Origin of the sequence: Xanthomonas sp. NCPPB 1062, from assembly GCF_041481705.2 — a bacterium.
Classification (GTDB): Bacteria; Pseudomonadota; Gammaproteobacteria; order Xanthomonadales; family Xanthomonadaceae; genus Xanthomonas; species Xanthomonas euvesicatoria.
Genome location: NZ_CM192987.1, coordinates 4,721,030 through 4,741,746 on the forward strand (window position 1 = coordinate 4,721,030; position 20,717 = coordinate 4,741,746).

Genomic DNA, 20,717 nt, shown 5'->3' on the forward strand with positions numbered 1-20,717 from the left:
ATGCCTTCGCATCCGCCCGCCCCGTTTCGTTCGCTCGCGCAGGGTGTCCTGCTCGCACTGGCATGTACCGCAGGCGCTGCCCATGCCGCGCCGCCGCCGTATCTGGATACCCAACGCAGTTTCGAACAACGCGCGGCCGATCTGGTGTCGCGCATGACGCTGGAAGAAAAGGCCGCGCAGATGCAGAACGCTGCGCCGGCGATTCCGCGCCTGGGGGTGCCGGCCTACGATTGGTGGAACGAGGCCCTGCATGGCGTGGCGCGCGCCGGCGGGGCGACGGTGTTCCCGCAGGCGATCGGCATGGCCGCCACCTTCGACCTGCCGCTGATGCACGAGGTCGCCACCGCCATCAGCGACGAGGCGCGTGCCAAGCATCATCAGTTCCTGCGCCAGAACCAGCACGCGCGCTATCAGGGGCTGACCTTCTGGTCGCCGAACATCAATATCTTCCGCGATCCACGCTGGGGCCGCGGCCAGGAAACTTACGGCGAAGATCCCTTCCTCACCGCGCGCATGGGCGTGACCTTCGTGCAGGGCCTGCAGGGCGAAGGCGCCGACGCACCGAAGAACGCGCAAGGTGAGCCGTACCGCAAGCTTGACGCCACCGCCAAGCATTTCGCCGTGCACAGCGGCCCGGAAGCCGATCGTCACCACTTCGATGCGCGCCCCTCCCAGCGCGACCTGTACGAGACCTACCTGCCGGCGTTCGAGGCACTGGTCAAGGACGGCAAGGTGGATGCGGTGATGGGTGCCTACAACCGCGTGTACGGCGAGTCGGCCAGTGCCAGCAAGTTCCTGCTGCAGGATGTGCTGCGCCAGCAATGGGGCTTCAAGGGCTACGTGGTGTCCGATTGCTGGGCAATCGTGGATATCTGGAAGCACCACAAGATCGTCGCCACCCGCGAACAAGCCGCCGCGCTGGCGGTCAAGCATGGCACCGAACTGGAATGCGGGGAGGAGTATTCCACCCTGCCGGCGGCGGTCCGCCAGGGCCTGATCGACGAGGCGCAGATCGACACCGCGTTGACGACCTTGATGACCGCGCGCATGCGCCTGGGCATGTTCGATCCGCCCGGGCAGTTGCCGTGGTCGACGATTCCCGCCTCGGTCAACCAGTCGCCGGCGCACGATGCGCTGGCGCGGCGCACCGCGCGCGAATCGCTGGTGCTGCTGAAGAACGATGGCCTGTTGCCGTTGTCGCGGGCCAAGCTCAAGCGCATCGCGGTGATCGGCCCCACCGCCGATGACACCATGGCACTGCTCGGCAACTACTACGGCACGCCGGCCGCGCCGGTCACCGTGCTGCAAGGTATCCGCGCCGCGGCCCCGAATGCCCAGGTGCTGTACGCGCGCGGCGCCGACTTGGTCGAGGGGCGCGACGACCCCGCCGCCACGCCGCTGATCGAACCGCAATACCTGCGGCCGTCGGCCAACTCGCCCGAACGCGGTTTGCGGGGCGAGTATTTTCGCAACCGCGATTTGTCCGGCACGCCGGCCCTGGTGCGCGTGGATGCGCAAATCGGCTTCAAATGGGACCGCGGCTCGCCGACCGACAATCTGCTGGCGCGTGGCGAGGCTGGCCCGAGCGAGGCGGTGCCGGCGGACAACTTCAGCATCCGCTGGAGCGGCCAGCTGGTCCCGCCGACTACCGGCACCTACCACCTGGAAGCGGCCGCCGACGACGGCGTGCGCCTGTACCTGGACGGCAAGCCGGTGATCGACCGTTGGAGCACCAGCGACCGCCTGCACGCCGATGGCGTCGACGTGCAGCTGCAGGCCGGCCGTGCCTACCAGGTGCGGCTGGAATACTTCGAAGGCGAGCGCGATGCCGGCGTGCGCCTGGCCTGGCGCCAACCCGGGGCCAAGCCGCCCTTGCAGGAGGCGCTGGACGTGGCGCGCAGCGCCGATGTGGTGGTCTTCGTCGGCGGCCTGACCGGCGATGTCGAAGGCGAAGAGATGAAGGTGAACTACCCCGGATTTGCCGGCGGCGACCGCACCGACCTGCGCCTGCCCAAGCCGCAGCGCGACCTGCTCGAAGCCTTGCAGGCCACCGGCAAGCCGGTGGTGGCGGTGCTGACCACCGGCTCGGCGCTGGCCATCGATTGGGCGCAGCAGCACCTGCCGGCGATCCTGCTGGCCTGGTATCCCGGCCAGCGCGGCGGCACCGCGGTGGCCGACACGCTGTTCGGCGATGCCAACCCGGGCGGCCGCTTGCCGGTGACGTTCTACAAGGAAAGCGAAACCCTGCCGGCGTTCGACGACTACGCCATGCGCGGCCGCACCTACCGCTACTTCGGCGGCACGCCGTTGTATCCGTTCGGCCACGGCCTGTCGTACACGCAGTTCGCCTATTCCGGCCTGCGCCTGGACCGCACCACCATCGCAGCCGATGGCTCGCTCACTGCCACCGTCACGGTCAAGAACACCGGCCAACGCGCAGGCGATGAGGTGGTTCAGCTGTATCTGCATCCGCTCACCCCGCAACGCGAACGTGCCGGCAAGGAATTGCACGGATTTCAACGTATCGCCCTGCAGCCGGGCGAGCAGCGCGCGTTGCATTTCACCCTCGACGCAAAGAACGCGCTGCGCATCTACGACGCGCAGCGCAAGGCGTATGCGGTGGACCCAGGCGCCTATGAAGTGCAGATCGGCGCCTCCAGTGCAGATATCCGCGCCAGGCAGCGCTTTACCGTGACCGACAAGTAACAGCCGCCCACACTCTGGCCATGCGGCCGTGGATCGACAACTTCTTCGGCCACGATTGCTGCAAATCCCCTTTCCTTGCGGGAAAGGGGTTGGGGTGAGGGTTCGGCGCAGCCCTTCCTCCAAACACTCCTACCTCACAGGCGACACGATGCAAGCACCACGTCTTTCGCGCGACACCCTGGCCACATTGCCGCCGGTGGTTTCAAGGCCCAGCTATGACCTGGCAAGAACCACCATCGGCATCGTGCATCTCGGCGCAGGCGCCTTCCACCGTGCTCATCAGGCCGTCTATATCGACGACCTGCTTGCCGAAGACCCCAGCTGGGCCATCAGCGCCGTCTCGCTGCATCGCCCGCACGTGCGCGATGCCTTGCGCCCACAGCATGGTCTGTACACCCTCGCCCTGCTCGACGAACACCCGCAGCTGCGCGTCATCGGTGCCATCCGCGAAGTACTGTGCGCCGCAGACGAACACGCCGCCGTGCTCGCGCGCCTGGCCGACCCGGCAGTGCGCCTGGTCACGCTGACCATCACCGAGAAAGGCTACTGCCTGGCCGGCGACACGCTCGACCTCTCGCATCCGGACATCGCCCACGACATCGCCCATCCCGCGAGTCCACGCAGTGCCATCGGCTACCTCGTCGCCGGCCTGCAGCAGCGCAGGCACAACGGCACCGCGCCGTTCACTGCGTTGAGCTGCGACAACCTCACCGACAACGGCACGCTGCTGCAGCGCGCGGTCGTGCGGCTTGCAGAACAGACCGACCCCGCGCTTGCGCAATGGATCACGCAGCACGCAGCGTTCCCGCGCTCGATGGTCGACAGCATCACGCCCGCCACCGATGACGCGCTGCGCACGCGCGTACACGATCAGCTTGGCGTGCACGATGCCTGGCCGATCCAGCGCGAGCGCTACAGCCAGTGGGTAATCGAAGACCGCTTCTGCAATGGTCGCCCCGCATTCGAGCGCGTGGGCGTCACCCTGAGCGAAGACATCGCCGGCTACGCGCGCGCCAAGCTGCGCCTGCTCAACGCGCCGCACTCGGCGCTGGCGTATCTCGGCAGCCTGATGAACCTGGAAACCGTGGCCGACGCCATGCGTCACCGCGAACTTGCCGCGTACCTGGAAACGTTGATGCGCGCGGAGATCGCCCCCACCCTGCAGGCCATGCAGGGCTTTGATGCGCAACGCTACAGCGACGCCATCCTTGCCCGTTTTCGCAATCCCGCCATTGGTCACCTGCTCGCCCAGATCGCCTGGGACGGCTCGCAGAAACTCCCGGTGCGCCTGCTCGGCACGATCGGCGACGCACTCGCTACCGGCCGACCGATTCAGCGCCTATGCCTGGCCGTTGCGGCGTGGCTGCATTTTGTCCGCAGGCAGGCGCACAACGGCGTTCCGCTGACCGACCCGTTGAACGATGTCCTCAGCGCGCTTGGCCGCAACGCGACTGGCGATGCAGGTCATGATGTCGCCGACTTTCTGACATTGGAGGCGGTGTTCGGATCGTTGTCCGCAGACGCGCGTTTTCCTGCGTCCTTGCAGGCGGCCTATGCAGCGCTCGGCATGGCCACCCCGACTGAAGTGACGCACGCCCTTGGGTCGATGGGTGACGTATAAGACGGTGCACAGCACCATCTCATTGGCGAGCGGTGGAATCAGGCGGGCGAGCAGTGCGGTCGCCTCGCCCACGCAATGCATCACCCGGACGCGATCACCTGCCCGATCCGCAGCAGATTGCCGCTCTCATCGACGATGGCGAACTCACGCATGCCCCAGGGCTTGTCGCCAACCGGGTCGAGCCGTGGAATGCCTTGCTCGGGCAAGGCGGCAAGCTTCATCGCTGCGTGGACGGCATCCACATCGCCTACCCTGATGTAACAGCCCGCATAACAGCCGGCCGGATCCAGGTCCGGATGCGCGAAGAAGTGCAGCTCCACATCGCCACGTCGCAGGATTGCGTAACCTGCATCATGCGGATGCGCATCGCCGACAAAGCCCAGCTGCCGATAGAACGCCACCGTCTGCGGAATCGAACGGCTCGGCAGGGTCGGGATGGTTTGCGTTTCTACATTGATGCCGGTGTCCATGACCAACCTCCGTGTGTCCAAGCTTCAGAAGCGCTTATGTGAGCAGCTCGATGGAAGTGACAGGCTCGCTCCCCACGCGCCTCAAAAGTCCTGGCGGCGGTTACGGTATCAAACCGTATTCGGTCGCGTGACGCCACGCGTCTCCGACAGACGCATCAGCACCACGATCACCAGGACCAGAAAGCTCAGCTCCCATACGTAGAAGGCTGCGCCTACCCGGTCGATCATCACTTCGTGTCCGGCTTCGTTTTTCAGATAGCGGGTGGCACGAAAGGTATCCATGCCGATCAGGCATGCCGACAGCAGCAGGCCCAATGCCGTCCTATCAGATTTGAAGAGGTAACAGAGCCACGCACTGAAGAACAGCAGGTTGCCTAACCAGGCGACGCATTGGCCGTCGAGCACCTGGATCCAGCCGAACAGGAGCAGGACAACGCCGCTCACGTGCTCGGCACCACCATGCAGTGCAGGAAGGCAGAGTGCGGCAACGTACAAAAGCGCCGACGCGACCAGCAACAATGTTTTCACGCACGTCCTTGTTTGAGAGTGTGAGCGTGGCGCCTTGCGATGCCCGAGACGTGCCGCCAAACCGCCTGCTGCGAACTATAACAAAGCATGTGCGCTTGCCTCCCATCGCCACGTATTGCTGTGTTCTGGGCAGCTGCCTGCATGAAGTCCGAGACGGCGTTTTGCAGTGGACCTCGCTATGACATGCTTTGCACCCCCCTGCACCGACACGTGTCCCAGTCCTTCCAGCCTATGGCAACACGCAAAAAACAGGATCTACCGGAGAAGGTCTGCGTGCAATGCGGGCGGCCGTTTCGTTGGCGCAAGAAGTGGGAGCGTGTGTGGGACCAGGTGAAGTACTGCTCGGACCGATGCCGGGGCGACAGCAAGCGCCACCGCTCCACGGCTTAGTCGGCACTGCCTCGGACCGGGGGCATGCCGACAAGAGACGGGCCTGTGCCGCTGCACCTCCGAGCGCAGCACGCACAAACGCGCGTTAACGATACCGCTATTTCTTCCCTGCACGCTGTTTCGTGCCGCCGGACTTGGCCGCACGCTTGCTCGTGCTGCGCTTGCTGGCGACGGCCATGTTGTCCACCAGATCCGGATATGGGCGGCCTGCGGCTTTTGCGCGCTTGCGGGCCTGGGCCTTCTGCGATGCAGACAGTGGCTTGGAGCGCGAAGCGCTCTTTGGGCTGGACGTGCTCCAGGGCGCGGACGTCTTGCCTGCACGCTGTTTCGCAGCTGTGGAGGTGCTCTTCTTCTTGGCCGCAGTGCGCCTTGATGGCGCTTTCTTGGTCGCGCCTTTCTTCTCAGCCGCGCTGCTCCTTGCTGCAGCTTTCTTGCTTGCCTTGCTTGCCTTGCTTGCGACCTTGGACGATGCAGTCTTTCTGGCAGAGGCGCTTGCGGCCGCCGTTTTTTTCGTGGTGCGCTTATTCGGTGCGGTCTTTTTTGCGACTGTCTTTTTTGCTGACTTCTTGGTCGCCGTTTTTTTGGCTGCGGCTTGCCTGGTTGCACTCTTCTTTGCTTTAACCTTCTTTACACCAGTCTTTTTCGAGCCATTTCCGCTGCTGGCGCCCTTGGTCGCGCTTGCCTGGTGCAGGCGCGCGTACACACGCGCTGCCCAGCGCTGGCCTGCATCGCCGCCCCAGAGCAGCCAGGCGATGTAGCCGGCCGATGGCGCCTTGGCATCCGCCCAACCCTTGCCGCTCTTGTCCACGCTGTGTCGCGCGAAGTACGCATGCATGCGTCCAATGGTCTGTGCAGACAGCGACGTTTGTGCGGAGAGATCGCGCGCACGCGCCACACCAACGGCGGTACCGCCACGGCCGTGCTGCTCGCGCAGGCGCAGTCCACGCGCCGCCGCAGCGGCGACGCTCTTGGGCGGCGTTGTCGCCGAACGGGAAGTTGTCGGGGAACGCGTCACGCAGGTCTCCTGTCATTGCGGTCGCGGTAGTGTTTGCATACGCGGTGCTGTCGGACGTGAAGAGCCGGCGTCTCCCCTGGCACTTGCAAGCAGCAAAGGCACTGGGCTTGATGAAGTGCACTGCGTATCCGGCTGCAACACCGCAATGCAGATGATCGACCACTGCCATCGTCAGCGTGGTGACAGCGCTGCACTGTCGCGGTCGCTACGCGCGTCGCGGCTCTGTCCGCTTTCTGCTATGGCGGTGCGTCGACAGGTAAGTAGACTGGCCGCTCTTTGCAACCAAGGAACACCGATGCATCGCTTGGCAACGTCTTTCTGCGCGGTGGTCCTGTTCGTGGTGGCCGCAAGCATGCCTGTCAGCGGGCAGGCCAATGACCTCGAACCAGCCGGATCGACCAGCAAGCGGCAATGGCGCGCGGTGCAGGCGCAGGGCGAGCCGCACGCACGCCACGAAAACAGCATGGCCGCCATTGGCGAGCGCCTGTATTTGCTCGGCGGTCGCGGCGAACGCCCGCTGGATATCTTCGATACCCGCACCCGGCGCTGGTCGCGCGGCAGCGCACCGCCATTGGCCGTCAACCACGCCCAGGCGGCGGTCTGGGCAGGCAAGCTCTATCTGGTGGGCGGGTTTACCGGCGACTATCCCAACGAAGTGGCGTTGACGCATCTGCTGATCTACGACCCGGCCACCGACCGCTGGCAGACGGGCGCGGAGATTCCTGCCGATCGCCGCCGCGGTTCGGCCGGTACCGTCGCGCACGACGGAGTGCTGTATCTGGTGGGTGGCAATACGCGTGGCCACAACAGCGGCTATGTGCCCTGGCTGGACGCCTTCGACACGCGGACCCAGCGCTGGACGCGCCTGCCCGATGCGCCGCATGCGCGCGATCACTTCCAGGCCGTGGTGCTCGACGGCAAGCTCTACGCGGGCGGCGGGCGCCGGTCTTCGCACGACACCGGCGACACGCTGTCGCAAACGATCCCGCAGCTGGATATCTACGATCTGCGGCAGGCCACCTGGTCGGTGGCCGATGCCACGCTGCCCACCCCGCGCGCGGGCGCGGCAACCGTCGCGCATCACGGCCGGGTCATGCTGTTGGGCGGCGAAAGCACGGCCCAGGTCGCCGGCCACGCCGAGGTGGAGTCCTACGACCCGGCCACCGCGCGGTGGGAGACCGGTCCGGCCTTGCCGCGCGGCAGGCACGGCACGCAGGCGGCACAGGTGGGCGAGGATCTGTACATCGCCGCAGGCAGCGGCAACCGCGGCGGCGGACCGGAACTGCAGGATCTGCTCGTGCTGCCCTCAGTGCCCTGAGCGTTGCATGCGGCGCGGGTGTGCTTGCGGCATTCAGCGCCTGCGAGCAGCCGCATTGCACCTGGCAGATGCCTCGGTGCAGGGAAGGCGCGTCCTTCGCGCAGGCTCTGACGACCGCGCCCGCTGCCGGCCCATCACCCAGCGCGGTTTGAACGCCGTGCCGGTGGCGAACCTCGCCGGCGCTGCACAGCGCTGGCTTTCGGCACATCGGCCGTTGCATCGCGCAACTGCTCGACGTGGCCGGCGATCATCGTGCCGACTGTCTCGGCCACCGCACGGCTGCTCAATCGCACATCGAACAGCAGCTCCACGGTCGCATAGATCAGGTCCACCACGATGCGGCTGACCAGACGCAGTTGGCGCGGGTCTGCATCGGGAAAGAATTCGGCGAGCATGCGCACCTGCGCCTTGGTGACCTGCGCGTGCGAGTCCAGGCGCACCTGCTGCAAGGCCGGCACCGCACGCAGCGCGCGCAGGATCCAGACACCGCCCTCGGTGGCCTTGGTCACCCGGTAGGTCTCCAGCACCAGGCCGGTCAGCGCCTGCTGCACCTGTTCGCGCGAACCGGACATCGCCTGCGGCGTGATCCACTTGGGCACCAGCGCGTTCTGCCGCTGCATCAGGCGCGTGCCGAGCTCGGACAACAAGGCATATTTGTTGGGAAAATAGCGGTACAGCGCCGGTGGCGTCAGTCCGGCATGCGCACAGACCAGATTGGTGGACAGCCGTTCCACGCCGACATCGCCGAGCAATTGCGCGGTCACCGCCAGGATATGTTCGTAGGTCTCGGTCGCGCGATGCTGGGCCGGGAGCTTGTTGCCGGTCAGCCTGGGCGCGGGCGCCTTGAGCGGCGCGCGCGGACGGGACTTGGTCGTGGACATGGGCGGGGGATTCCTCGAACACGGAGTGATGCGTCGGCCAGACCACCGCGACTGCACCTGCGCCGTTGCGTCGCTGCTGCATCGCGCCGGCCAGGCGGCGTCCATCGTCTGCAGTAGCGCCATGCCACCGCCAAGCCATGCGCCTGCACGGCCGGTGTTTGCCAGAGCCACATCATACGCGCTGCGTCGCAGGCGATCTGTGCCGCGCGCGTCATCGGCGGGCCAGCCAGGCGGTCAATGCGGTGGCCACGCGGCGCTGCCAGCCCCGATACGGCGGAAAAAAGGCCCGCGCGGTCAGCAGGCGGCCGCCGCGCAATACCGCACGTTCGTGCGAAAACGCCTTGAATCCATGCATGCCATGCGCGCTGCCGATCCCCGACTGGCCAATGCCGCCGAACGGCAAGCCGGTGTGCATGAATTGCTGCAGGCAGTGATTGACCACCACGCTGCCGGAGCTGCTGCGCGCCAGCACGCGGGCGACCTGTGCGGCATCGTTGCTCCACAGATACAGTGCCAACGGCTTGGCGGCGGCGTCGAGTCCGGCGAGCACGGTGTCGAGATGGTCGAAGGTCACCACCGGCAGCACCGGGCCGAAGATTTCTTCCTGCGCGATGCGCGCGTGTTCCGGAACATCGGCCAATACCGTCGGGGCGATGAAACGCTGCGCCACGTCATGCTCACCGCCGGCCACCAGCTCGGCACCGGCAGCGCGCGCTTCATCGATCAGGGCCGCCAGGCGCGCCGCATGGCCGACATGGATCATGCGCGCCAGGTCGGGGCTGGCAGCCACCGCCGCCGCGCTGCTGCCGTAGCGCTGCGCCAGCAGTTCGCGGCACCGCTGCAGCAGTGCCGTGCGGACCTCGCGATGCACGAACAGCGTATCGGGCGCGATGCAGGTCTGCCCGGCATTGACCAGCTTGCCCCACACCAGCACCTGCGCGGCGCGTTCCAGGTTGGCGCTGCGGTCGACGATGGCCGGCGATTTGCCGCCCAGCTCCAGCGTCACCGAGGCCAGCTGGGCGGCAGCGGCGGCCATGACCTGCCGCCCCACTGCCGGCGAGCCGGTGAAGAACACATGGTCGAACGGGCAGGCCAGCAAGCGCTGCGCAGTGACCACGCCACCCTGCACCATTGCCACTTCGGAAGGGTCGAACGCCTCGGCCAGCAGCTCGCGCAGCACCGTGTTGACCTGCGGGGTGAATTCGGACGGCTTGAGGATGGCGGTGTTGCCTGCCGCCAGCGCCGAGACCAGCGGCCCCAGCACGGTGGCAACCGGATAATTCCATGGGCCGATGATCAGGCAGCGGCCCTTAGGCTGATAGCCGATCTGCGCGTGCGTGCCCAGCGTCAGCAAGGTGGGCGACACCTTGCGCGGGCGCATCCAGCGCGGCAGCCCGGCGATGGCGGCGGCGATTTCGTCGACCACCGGCAACAGCTCGCTCAGCTCCACTTCCAGTGCCGGCTTGCCGAAGTCGCCGGCAAAGGCGGCATACAGGGCCTGCCGCCGCGCCAGCAGCGCGCTGCGCAACGCGCGCAGGCGCTCGCGCCGCTGCGCGGCGGTGGAACTGCGCCAGGCCGCGGCCACCGGCTGCTGGGCGGCGAACACTGCCGCGATGTCCTCGGCGCAGACGTCCAGGTCAGCGTGCATGACGCGCACGCCCCTGCTGCAAGCGCACACACTGCAACCGCATCCGCGACCGGCGCGCCGGACGCGCCGGCACGCTGCGGCCCATTCCGCACACGCTGTCGCTCATCGATCCCCCCTGTTCGGCTGCGCTCCGGCCGGCGCCCGGCGGCGCTGGTCGCGGCCGGCTGCCGCCGCCAGGACCGCCGCCAGCAGTGCGGCGGCCAGACTGAACGCCGGTACCGGAGCCGGATCATCGTGCTGCAGCAGCAGCGAAGCGAGCAAGGGGCCGGCGGCCGATCCCAGCAACTGCACCGCCGGCACCAGCACCGCCACCCGGCCATGCGCGTCGGCACCGAACGCCAGGCCCACGTGGAAGGGCATCAGGAACATCCAGACCAGGCCGAAGCCCACGCAGGCAACCGTGAACGCGGCAGTGCCGGCCGGCGCCGCACGCGCCATGACGGCCGCCACCGCTGCCAGCAGCAGGCTGCCGACCAACAGGGTGCGCGCGTGACCGAGCCGGCGCACCCACCAGATCGCCGCCAGCGCGCCGACGATCTGCATCGCCAGCACCAGCGAGGTGTGCGCCTGCACCGCCCCGGCATCCAGGCCCGCGCGCAACCCCAACGGTTCCAGGTACGCCCACAGCGCGCCGGTCGCGGCCATCTGCACGAAGGCAATCAGCAAGGGCAACAGGGTTGTCGGCGACCAGCGCACGCGGCTGACCGGCGCGGTTGCGCTCACCGCAGACAGGGTCGTCGGCAGCAACGGTGTCAGCAGGGCCGCGCACAGCGTCACCGCGCCCAGCGCCACGAAGCCGCCTTTCCAGCCGGCGGACGGCAGCACCCACAATGCCAGCAGGTTCGCCAGTGCGATCTGCGCCACCGCCTGGGTCAGCATGAACACCGCGGTGACCCGATCCGGCTTGGCCGCACGCACGATGGTCAGGGTCGCCACCCACAGCAGCAGCCCCTCCGCCAGGCCGGCAGCTGCGCGTACCAGCACGAATGCGGTGTCGCCGACCGCCTGGGTGGTGGCCAGGTCCAGCAGTGCCGCCAGCAGCGCCGCCAGCACGGCGACCTGGCGCTGCCAGCGGTGCGGCAACAGCGCATCGCCCAGCGCCACGCCCAGGCCGAGCGCGACGATCTCCCCCATTGCCACGATGCCCACGCCGGAGAGCGTGATCAGCTTCTGCTCGACCAATGTTCCCAGCAGGATCGGCTGCACGCCCAGGATGAGCAGGGCGATCGAACCGATCAACAAACCGGACGGCAACCCCTGCGAGGCGGAAACGGCCACGGCCGACAACGCGGATGGATGACTGCTGCGCATGAGATGCCCTCAGTAGGCCGTGCTTTCGGCGGGCAGGGCGCCATTGGCGAATGCGGCGCTCGCACGTACCTGGTCCTTGCGCAGGCGCCCGTTGGCGATGCGACGCACCCACCACGGCAGCTGCCGGGTGGGTCCTCCGGTGGCCGCCGCCAGCACATACGCCTTGGCGCACTTTTCGAACAACGCGATGTTCAGCGCCAGGCGACGCGCACTGGTGCCCAGGCACAGCGGCCGCCGTGCCACCAGCACGGCATTGCCGATCGCCCCGGCCAGCGTGGCCGCCGCGTCGGCCGCGCGCACCGGCGGCGGCATCGGCCCCAGATGCCGCGCCTGTTCGTCGAACACCTGCGGCAACGCGCCGCCGCAGTCGGCCAGGCAGTGGCCGAACGCACCGGCCGACCACGCCACCGCCCCCACATCGCCACGCTGCGCATAGACCTGCGCATGCAGGCGCTGCGCCGCATCCAGCGCGGCATCCTCGCGCCAGTCCAGCAGCAGCGGCGTTGACGCGGTGGCGCTGCCGATCCACATCTGCGTGGCGCCCGGGCAACGCACCGACAAGGCCGCGTCATCGTCGCCGAGCAAGTGGGAGGCCTGCAGCCGTTCGCGGGTCTGCAGCCAGGTGTCGCGCAGGGCATCGGTGGCGTTCATCGGCTCAGACCAGTGCGAAGACATCGTCGAAACGGTTCAGGGCCTCGTCGATCACCGCATCGGTGTCGGCCATGCTGGTGTAGATGCGGCTACCGGCCAGGGTGATCAGGCCGTGCGCCGAATACGCCGCGCCCATCTCTTCCATCATGTGCTTGCGCGCCTTGGCTTCGTTGCGCACGCGCCAGAGTTTGTAGAGGTTGCCGGTGTCCAGCAGCAGCACGCCGGAGGTCTGCAGGTGCACGATCGAGCCCATGTTGTAGACCACGTACGGCAATCCGCGGCGCTGGATGATCGCCTCCAGACCCGCACGCAGGCGATCGCCGGCGCGGCCGGCGCGGCCGGCGGCATCGTTCTGCTGCGCGTCCAGCAACGCGTAATAGCCGGCCACGCAGGACAGCGGGTTGGCCGAGAGCGTGCCGCCGACAAAGGCGCGCCGCGCGGTCGTGCCAATGCCGCCCACCAGGCTCATCATGACCTCACGGCGGCCACCGATCGCCCCGGCCATCGGATAGCCGCCGGCCAGGCACTTGCCCAGCACGGTGATGTCCGGCGCAACGCCGAAGTAGCCTTGCGCACCGCCGGGGCCCAACCGGAAACCGGTGACCACTTCATCGAAGATCAGCAGCGCCCCGAACTCGTCGCACAGCGCGCGCACCTGGCGGTTGTAGTCCGCATGCACCGGGCGGGTTCCGCTCTCCGGCCCCAGCGGTTCCAGCAGCACCGCCGCGGTGCCGCCACGCAGGCGATTGAATTGCAGCTTGCGGCGCAACGCGTCCAGATCGTTGGGCAGGCATTCCTGGGTATGCGCGGTCGCCCCACGCGGAATGCCGATCGCTTCCATGCGGCCGGTGCCGGGCAGGCGCAGGCCGTACACCAACTGGTCGCTCCAGCCGTGATACGCACCGCCGATCTTGATGATCCAGCGCTTGCGGGTATACGCGCGCGCCAGGCGCACCGCGCCCATCACCGCCTCGGTTCCCGAACCGAGCAGGCGCACCATCTCCACCGCCGGCATGCTGGCGCAGACCAGCTCGGCCAGTTTGACCTCGTATTCGTGCAGCAGTCCGGTCACCGGTCCGCACTGGTCCAGCACCTCGTTGACGCGTGCGCGCAACGCCGGCGGGTTGGAGCCGAGCAAGGTCGGTCCGCCAGCCTGCAGGAAATCGATGTAGCGGTTGTCGTCGACGTCGGTCAGGTAGGCGCCCTCGGCGCTGCGCATCGCCAGCGAGAACGGGTAATTGAAGGCCAGGTTGTGCTGCACGCCGCCGGGAATCACCCGCTGCGCGGCGTCGCCCAACTGCTTGGAGCCTTGGCAGCGCTGCTCGAAGTAGCGCATCACCTTGTCCATGCCTTCGCGCCGGACCGGCCGCATCGGCTGTTTGACCAACGCATCGAAGCGGCGATACAGCTGGTCCACATCGGGCCATTGCGAAATCGCGGAAGTCACGCTCATTGTCGGTGCCATCATGTCTGGGAAAGGGAGGACGCGCCGGACGTGTGCCGGCTGGAATCCAGCGCCGTCAGCACCCGCTGCAGGCCGGCCGCGAGGTCGGGCTCGCGCGCCGCACGCGCCTGGATCTGCGTCTGCAGGTGGCTGCGCGCGACCAGCTCCAACGCTTCGACCACGGTGACGGCCGCCTCCAGGTTGGTGCCGCAGCAGACCACGCCGTGATTGCGCAGCAGATAGGCGTTGACGGTGGGCTGCAGCTGCCGGGCCAGCAGGCGGGCCAGCAGGCCGGTGCCCGACGGCATGTAGCCGGCGATCGGAATCCGTGCACCAAGCAGCCGGCGCAACGCCGGTTGCGTCACCTCCAACGGCGCGCCCAGCAGGGTGCAGGCGCTGGCGACCGGCTGGTGGGTGTGGATGCTGCAACCCACGTCCGGGCGCCGCCGCATCACCTGCGCATGCAGGCCGGTTTCGACCGACGGCGTGCGCGTGCCGTCGAGCTGGTGCAGGTCCTTGGTGCGGACGATGCAGATATCCTCGGCCTGCATGCTCAGGTAGTCGATCGCCGAGGGAGTGACCGCGAAACACTCGGCATCGATACGCAAGGCGACATTGCCGCCGGTGCCGGCCAGATAGCCGCGGCGCGACAGTTCGATGCACAGCGCCACCACGCGCTGGCGTTGTTCAAGGGCAAACATGCGCGGCGACCTCCGGGGCGGGCGCAGGCGTGGAGGGATTGAGCCGTCGGTAGATCGGCGCCAAGGTGCGCTGCAGGTCCTTGAACACCGCGTAGCGGTCGTCGTACAGCGCACGCGTGCCCGCATCCGGCTCGTAGACCCGCCGGGGGCGCTGCAATGCCGCCAGGTCGCCGAAGCCGAGCCGGCCCAGGCCGACCCCGGCGATGAAGGCCGCGCCCACTGCGTTGGCCTGGATCGGATTGTGCAATTGCCGGATCGGCCGGCCGCTGACATCGGCGATGATCTGGCACCACAGATCCGACTGCGCGCCGCCACCGACCGCGGCAATCGTGCCTGGGTCGCAGCCAAGCAGGCGCGCGAACGGCTCCATCATCCAGCGCGTGTTGAACGCCACCCCTTCCATCACCGCGCGGATCATGTCCTCGCGGCTATGCATCAGCGAGAGATTGATCAGGCCGGCACGCAGGCTCGGGTCTTCCACCGGCGTGCGTTCGCCGAACAGCCAGGGCATGTAGATCAACCCGTTGGATCCTGCGGGCACGCGCGCGGCGATGCGATTGAGCACTTCATAGACGTCCGGGCGCTGCTCGTCGCTGAGCAGTTCGTCGGCATGGAACAGGATGCGGTCGCGCAGGAAGGACAGGTTGGCACCGGCGGTGGTCTGCAGGGCGATCGCCAGATAGCGCCCTTCCACTGCGCACGGCACCGCGGCGATCGTACTGCGCACATCGGTTTTCATGCGCGGCACATGCGCGCCGAGCCATGACGAGGTCCCCAGGTACAGATGCGCGGCGTGATCCTCCACCGCCGCGGCCACCGCCACTGCCGAGGTGTCGATCGCGCCGGCCACCACCACGGTCTGCGGCGACAGGCCCAGCGCCTGGGCCACCTGCGGCAGCAGCGGCCCCAGCACCGCAGTGGACGGCACCAGGTCCGGCAACTTGTCGCGCTCCACGCCGACCATGTCCAGCAGGCCCGCGTCGTAGCGAATATGGTGCGGGTCGCGATTGTCGGTGACCCAGGTGGTCAGCATCGAATCGGGAGTGGCACAGAACCGGCCGGTCAGGCGCAGGTTCATGTAATCGAGCACGTTGAGAAACTTGTGCGTGCGCTGGTAACGCACGGGCTGGTGATCGCGCAGATAGGCGATGTGGCCGGCGCAATCCTTGCCGCTGCGCGCAGGCGCGCCACCGCTCAGGCGCAACCATCGCCACAGGCGCAGGGGATCGTAGCCGCGCACATTGAGCCAACGCCCCTGCAGACGCCGGGCGATGGCCGCCTGGCCGCGCATGTCCAGCCACAGCATGGCGCGCCCGAGCGCCTGGCCGTTATGGTCCACGCAGACGGTGCCTTCGCCCTGGGTCGAGCAACACACGGCCACCACGCGTCGGCGCAGCGCCGCATCGCCCTGCACCACGGCAGCGGCGGTGGCGCTGAACGCGTCCCACCACGCGTGCGGGTCTTGTTCGGCAGCGACGCCCTGCACGTGCAGTTGCACCGGTTCGAACGCCCAGGCGAGCACCTTGCCGTCCAGCGTCACCAACGCGCATTTGCAGCCTGAGGTTCCCAGGTCCACCGCCAGCACCAGCGGCGCATTGCCGCCGGTGTCGTCTGCGAGCGTTTGGGTGCGCATCAGAACGTGTAGCCGATCGAGAACACCAGCGCATCGCCGTCGGTCTTACGGATACGCTCGCCGTCCTGCACCCAGTACAACTGGTGCGCGTTGGTGTTGGTGGTCAGCCAGTCCAGGTTCCAGTCCAGGCCCCAACGCCGATGGGTGATGCCGATCTGGTAATCGGCGAAGTTGCCTTCGCGAAAGTTGGCCAGTTTCTGGTAGCCGGCATGCAGGCGCAGCGTCGTGGACGGCAGCAGCGAGGGCAGCAACGGCACCTGGGTATTGAGGTCGGCCAACACGGTGCCACGCGAATCCTGTTCGCCGCGCGCGTAGCACTGCAATGCGGCGGTCGGATCGATCGAGAAGCGCAGGATCTGCCCGCACACGCCGCCGGTATCGGCACCGCGGTAGGTCTTGGACACTACATACAACACGCGCCCTTCGACGATGCCGTAGCCCAGCTCCATCACGGCGAAGTCGCTGTTGTAGTTGGTCGTGCGCACGTCGGTCGGGGTGCCGGTTTCCAGGTCGATGCTGTGCGGCGCCATGAAGCGTGCGCCCGGGAATCGCTCGGTGGCCAAGCCCACGCCAGCGTGCCAGCGGTCCGGATTGCCGAAGCGATAACCGCCCGCCAGGGTGACGCCCAGGCCGTCGCCATTGACGAACTGCTTCTTGCTGACCCCGGCCACTTCCAGCAAGGCGACCAGCCCGCTGGCATGCACGAACTGGGTGCTCCACTTGGCCGAGGGCCGCATCAACGAATCGGAGATGCCGCGCGTGCGCTGTTCGCTCATCAGCTTGACCTGGTTGTCGAACTGATAGGTCGCCACGCTGCCTTCGCTGGCCGGGTCGGCTTGCTGGGCCTGCGCCGGCAGGCAAGCCGCACCTTGCAGCAACGCACACGCGACAACCGCGCCGACATGGATCTTCGCCATCTGGATTCCCCCGGTGGATGTGAGTGAGAACCGCCGCGATCGCGGCGGCCGGTGCTGCGCGCGCATGTGGCGCTGGCCGCAGCTAGTGGCTGGCGCACACCGGCGTGGATGGCAGGGCCTGCACGCGGGTAAACAGCATGTTTTCGCCGAGCACTTCGGCGCCGATGAACGCGCGCAGGGTCAGGCTGTCGCCCTTGCTACGCAGCGTGGCCTTGTAGCGCTTGCCGCTGCGCGGATCGAATGCCCAACCGTCGCGCCAGGTGCCGTTGTCGTCGCGCTCCAGGCGCGCGATCTGCACACCGCAGGTGTCCTTCGGCGTGCCGGCGTCCTTGTCCCACACCACCTTTCCGCACATCGCGCTGGCGGCATCGGTACACGGCGCAAATGCGATGACGGCGTCCTTGGCCGCAGTCAGCCACAGGCCCTGCACCGGCGAGGACGCTGCCGCCAGCGCAGGCATCAGCGGCAGCGCCGCTACGACAACGCACGCCAGGGTGCGCAGCAACCGGGAAACGCAAGCTTCGTTCATTGCCGCAACCCCGCGGGCAACCCGCTCATGACAGTAGTGAAAACTACCGTATAGTGATGATTACCTTTTTGCAACAGGCTCAAGCGTGGCGATTGCCTGGACAGCTGCACGCCTTGGCGCAGCAGGCGTTGCGCGGTGCAAGAGCGATTCGGTGCACGCCTGTTTTGACGCGCCGCACCACGGTTGCGGTCGCCAACGTTGGTGCGGCGAGCCAGGTAAAAGGCCTGGCTCGCAGGCGCTGCGGCCGGCGGTCGGAGGTGCGGGCACCACGCTGCTCGGTAAGACCGGCAGCGGTGGCGCTACGGGCGAGGACGCGTCGTGCGGGCGCGCGTCATGGCCGCTGGCCTTGTCTGCAAGCAAGCGGCCTGTGGCGGCTGGACGATTGACCGAGGCAGTACACAAGGCAGCCGATACAGCGGCAGTACCAGGCGATTGGCGCTGCGGTCAGACACGCATGCGGCCAGACGTGCGTGTCCATCGCGAGGCGATGCAGCAGCATCGCCGCGATCGTCTAGCGCACGAACTGCAGGCCCAGCGACTTCACGCGCACGCGCGCCAGCATCGCGTGCGAGGTCATGTACGGCGTGTGGCCATCGTTGCCGAAGGCGCAGTTGGAGACGGCCTCGCCGGTGGCGATGCGACCCAGGCGTTGGCCGGCGGGATCGAAAACGATCACCCCGCCGGGGCCGGTGGCAAACAGCGTGCCGTCGGCGGCAACCGCCATGCCGTCGGGCAGGCCGGGAACATCCTTGGCGATCAGGTCGGACGCATCGGCAAACACGCGCTTGCCGGTGACGGCGCCCTGTGCATCCAGTGCATACGCCATCCAGATCGGCCGTTGCGGATCGGAGTTGGAGACGTACAAGGTGCGCGCATCCGGCGACAGGGCAATGCCGTTGGGAAAGCTCAGGCCATCGTCCAGCAGATGCACGCTGCCATCGGTGTCCAGGCGATAGACGCCATTGAAGCGCAGCTCCTTGACCGGCGATTTATCCAGGTCCTTCAACCCGTACGGCGGGTCGGTGAAGAACACCACGCCATCGCTGCGCCGCACGACATCGTTGGGGCTGTTGAAGCGGTGGCCCTCGAAGGCGGTGGCAAGCGGTGTCTTCCTGCGCGTGACCGGATCAAGCCTGGCCAGGATGCGCGTGCCGGAATCGGCCAGCAGCACCGTGCCGTCGGGCTCGGCGTACAGACCATTGGCGCCGGCTTCGCGCAGCGTGGGCAGTTCCGGGCCGGTGTAGCCGGAGGGCGACAGCAGGACCGACAGGCCGGCCTGTTCGGACCAGCGATACAGCTTGTTTTCCGGCACATCCGTAAACAACAGATAGCCTCCCTTGCGTACCCATGCCGGGCCTTCGGACCAGGTGAAGCCTTCGGTGAGCTTCTCGATGCGCGCATCGCTTGCCACCACATCACCGAAGCGGCGGTCGAATGTCTGCAGCTGGCCGATGGCCTCAAAACGCGGCGTCGGTGGAGTCTGCTTGGTGCAGGCAGCAAGCACCGCCAGCAACGGCACGGCCAACAGCAGATAAGACGGCAAGCGCATCGGTCAGTCCTGTCTCATGGTTGGGGGCATGATGCCATCATGCGTGTGCAGGCGACTGCGCATAGCGGCCACCAATGCATCGCGCGCATGCATCTATGAGGTGCACGGCACGCAGGAATGCGGTGTTTCGAGCCATCCATGCCGCACCGAACATCGGCCGTGCTCGCCTGTGCCCGGGCGTGGTGGTCAGCAGCTCTTGGGCCGGCAGCCGCTAGCGTGCAGCGGTTGCGGTGGGCACGGCCAACACCGCATCCAACGCCGGCTTGGGTTGATGATTGCGATCGAACAGCAGCGGATAGTTGGTGCGCCCAGGTACCGGGTAATCGTTTTTCCACGACATGTCATCGCTGACGCCCCACACGCTGACGCGCGCAATCTTGTCGCGCTTGCGCCAGAACAGCGCGAACAGCTCGGCATACCGGTCGCGCAATTGCGCCTGCACGTCGGCAGGCAAACCATCGCGATAGGGGTCGAGAAAGCGCTTGAATTCCGGCAGCTGAAACTGCTTGTGCGCCATGCCGGTGCCGATGATCTGGCCTTCCTTGGTGAGCGGCAACACATCGATGTCCAGCTCGGTGATCATGACCTTGACGCCAAGCGCAGCGTACGCATCGATCGCGTCCTCGATGTCGCGCAAGCTGGGGTAGTTCAGCCCCCAATGGCCTTGCATGCCCACGCCATCGATACGGACACCAGCCTGCTGCAGCATCTTGACCATGCGCACGATGCCATCACGCTTGGCCGGCCGCCATGCATTGAAATCGTTGTAGTAGAGCTGCGCATCCGGTGCATAGCGCTGTGCGAAGGTGAAGGCATTGCGGACCACCGTGTCGCCGTCGCCCACGCGCTGTACCCAGTTGGTCGAACGGTAACTGCCGTCTTCGTCGATGATTTCGTTGACCACATCCCAGGCTTGCACCTTGCCCGTGTAACGCCCGGCCACCGCCGCGATATGCGCACGCATGCGTTCCAGCTGCTGTGCCGGCGTATTGGGCCGACCATCGGCGGTAGTGAAGAACCACTCCGGTGTCTGGTTGTGCCAGACCAGGGTGTGACCGACCACGAACTGCCGATTGCGCTGTGCGTAGGCCACGAATGCATCGGCTGCACTGAAATCCTGCACCCCACGACGCGGCGCCACCACTTCGGCCTTCATCACGTTTTCCGCGGTCACCGCATTGAAGTGACAGGCCGCCAACGCAGCGGAGGCTGCGTCCTTGCCGGAGACGATATCGGCATTGACGGCAGTCCCCAGCAGAAACCCTTGCGCATACGCCTGCTTGAGCGAGGTGCCGGGCGTCCCGCACGCGGCCAGGGCCTGCAGCGTGCACACTGCACTGAGGCCGGCGATCAGCAATCCCAGGCGTTTGGTGAGGTTGGCGCGGTTGATGTGCATGAGCAGGTC

18 protein-coding genes are annotated in these 20,717 nt (G+C 67.1%); 5 read left to right on the forward strand and 13 right to left on the reverse strand.

The genetic code is table 11. The features are described from left to right. The gene (locus ACCQ16_RS20170; RefSeq protein ID WP_277573358.1) at nucleotides 1-2,706 is read left to right on the forward strand and encodes a glycoside hydrolase family 3 protein; all 2,706 of its coding nucleotides are present in this window, start codon (nucleotides 1-3) and stop codon (nucleotides 2,704-2,706) included. Nucleotides 2,707-2,854: 148 nt separating this feature from the next. Further along, nucleotides 2,855-4,327: a mannitol dehydrogenase family protein gene (locus tag ACCQ16_RS20175; protein WP_277573357.1), complete on the forward strand. Its 1,473-nt coding sequence runs from the start codon at nucleotides 2,855-2,857 to the stop codon at nucleotides 4,325-4,327. 80 nt (nucleotides 4,328-4,407) lie between these two features. Here the strand turns inward: ACCQ16_RS20175 and ACCQ16_RS20180 are convergent, their stop codons facing one another. Next, nucleotides 4,408-4,797, reverse strand: coding sequence for a bleomycin resistance protein (locus tag ACCQ16_RS20180; protein ID WP_136733254.1), 390 nt, complete (start codon nucleotides 4,795-4,797; stop codon nucleotides 4,408-4,410). A 108-nt stretch (nucleotides 4,798-4,905) separates the two neighbouring features. Further along, complete coding sequence (locus tag ACCQ16_RS20185; protein ID WP_065613382.1) at nucleotides 4,906-5,316, reverse strand: hypothetical protein; 411 nt, start codon at nucleotides 5,314-5,316, stop codon at nucleotides 4,906-4,908. A gap of 240 nt (nucleotides 5,317-5,556) precedes the next feature. Between ACCQ16_RS20185 and ACCQ16_RS20190 the strand changes: the two genes are divergently transcribed. The 3 genes from ACCQ16_RS20190 (at nucleotide 5,557) to ACCQ16_RS20200 (ending at nucleotide 8,048) form a co-directional block, all read left to right on the forward strand. Next, nucleotides 5,557-5,715, forward strand: a complete 159-nt coding sequence (locus ACCQ16_RS20190) for a DUF2256 domain-containing protein (RefSeq protein WP_011349095.1) — start codon at nucleotides 5,557-5,559, stop codon at nucleotides 5,713-5,715. Nucleotides 5,716-5,939: 224 nt separating this feature from the next. Then, the gene (locus ACCQ16_RS20195; RefSeq protein ID WP_277573387.1) at nucleotides 5,940-6,473 is read left to right on the forward strand and encodes a hypothetical protein; all 534 of its coding nucleotides are present in this window, start codon (nucleotides 5,940-5,942) and stop codon (nucleotides 6,471-6,473) included. A 552-nt stretch (nucleotides 6,474-7,025) separates the two neighbouring features. Continuing rightward, a complete protein-coding gene (locus tag ACCQ16_RS20200; protein WP_277573355.1) occupies nucleotides 7,026-8,048 on the forward strand; it encodes a Kelch repeat-containing protein in 1,023 nt (340 codons plus the stop codon). A gap of 134 nt (nucleotides 8,049-8,182) precedes the next feature. On the opposite strand, the gene ACCQ16_RS20205 is transcribed toward ACCQ16_RS20200, so the two are convergent. From ACCQ16_RS20205 to ACCQ16_RS20255, 11 genes are all read right to left on the reverse strand, one after another. After that, entirely contained in the window at nucleotides 8,183-8,929 is a 747-nt protein-coding gene (locus ACCQ16_RS20205) for a TetR/AcrR family transcriptional regulator (RefSeq protein WP_277573354.1), read from the reverse strand. Nucleotides 8,930-9,140: 211 nt separating this feature from the next. Continuing rightward, entirely contained in the window at nucleotides 9,141-10,577 is a 1,437-nt protein-coding gene (locus ACCQ16_RS20210) for an aldehyde dehydrogenase family protein (protein ID WP_277573353.1), read from the reverse strand. A 102-nt stretch (nucleotides 10,578-10,679) separates the two neighbouring features. Further along, nucleotides 10,680-11,819, reverse strand: a complete 1,140-nt coding sequence (locus ACCQ16_RS20215; protein ID WP_277573386.1) for an MFS transporter — start codon at nucleotides 11,817-11,819, stop codon at nucleotides 10,680-10,682. 78 nt (nucleotides 11,820-11,897) lie between these two features. After that, complete coding sequence (locus ACCQ16_RS20220; RefSeq protein WP_277573352.1) at nucleotides 11,898-12,539, reverse strand: hypothetical protein; 642 nt, start codon at nucleotides 12,537-12,539, stop codon at nucleotides 11,898-11,900. A gap of 4 nt (nucleotides 12,540-12,543) precedes the next feature. Beyond that, nucleotides 12,544-13,992, reverse strand: coding sequence for an aspartate aminotransferase family protein (locus ACCQ16_RS20225; protein WP_127165720.1), 1,449 nt, complete (start codon nucleotides 13,990-13,992; stop codon nucleotides 12,544-12,546). An 11-nt stretch (nucleotides 13,993-14,003) separates the two neighbouring features. Further along, a complete protein-coding gene (locus ACCQ16_RS20230; protein ID WP_008573853.1) occupies nucleotides 14,004-14,684 on the reverse strand; it encodes a class II aldolase/adducin family protein in 681 nt (226 codons plus the stop codon). After that, a complete protein-coding gene (locus tag ACCQ16_RS20235; protein ID WP_014091486.1) occupies nucleotides 14,671-16,317 on the reverse strand; it encodes a xylulokinase in 1,647 nt (548 codons plus the stop codon). The genes ACCQ16_RS20230 and ACCQ16_RS20235 overlap by 14 nt, the downstream gene beginning before the upstream one ends. After that, nucleotides 16,317-17,234: a TorF family putative porin gene (locus tag ACCQ16_RS20240; RefSeq protein ID WP_218554969.1), complete on the reverse strand. Its 918-nt coding sequence runs from the start codon at nucleotides 17,232-17,234 to the stop codon at nucleotides 16,317-16,319. Before ACCQ16_RS20240 ends, ACCQ16_RS20235 begins: the two co-directional genes overlap by 1 nt. Nucleotides 17,235-17,316: 82 nt before the next feature. Continuing rightward, nucleotides 17,317-17,763 (reverse strand): DUF2147 domain-containing protein, encoded by a 447-nt coding sequence (locus ACCQ16_RS20245; protein ID WP_029820782.1) that lies wholly within the window; start codon nucleotides 17,761-17,763, stop codon nucleotides 17,317-17,319. Between the two features lie 511 nt (nucleotides 17,764-18,274). Next, the gene (locus tag ACCQ16_RS20250) at nucleotides 18,275-19,312 is read right to left on the reverse strand and encodes an SMP-30/gluconolactonase/LRE family protein (RefSeq protein WP_372380125.1); all 1,038 of its coding nucleotides are present in this window, start codon (nucleotides 19,310-19,312) and stop codon (nucleotides 18,275-18,277) included. A 211-nt stretch (nucleotides 19,313-19,523) separates the two neighbouring features. Next, the gene (locus tag ACCQ16_RS20255; RefSeq protein WP_014091488.1) at nucleotides 19,524-20,708 is read right to left on the reverse strand and encodes an endo-1,4-beta-xylanase; all 1,185 of its coding nucleotides are present in this window, start codon (nucleotides 20,706-20,708) and stop codon (nucleotides 19,524-19,526) included. Nucleotides 20,709-20,717: the final 9 nt, after the last annotated feature.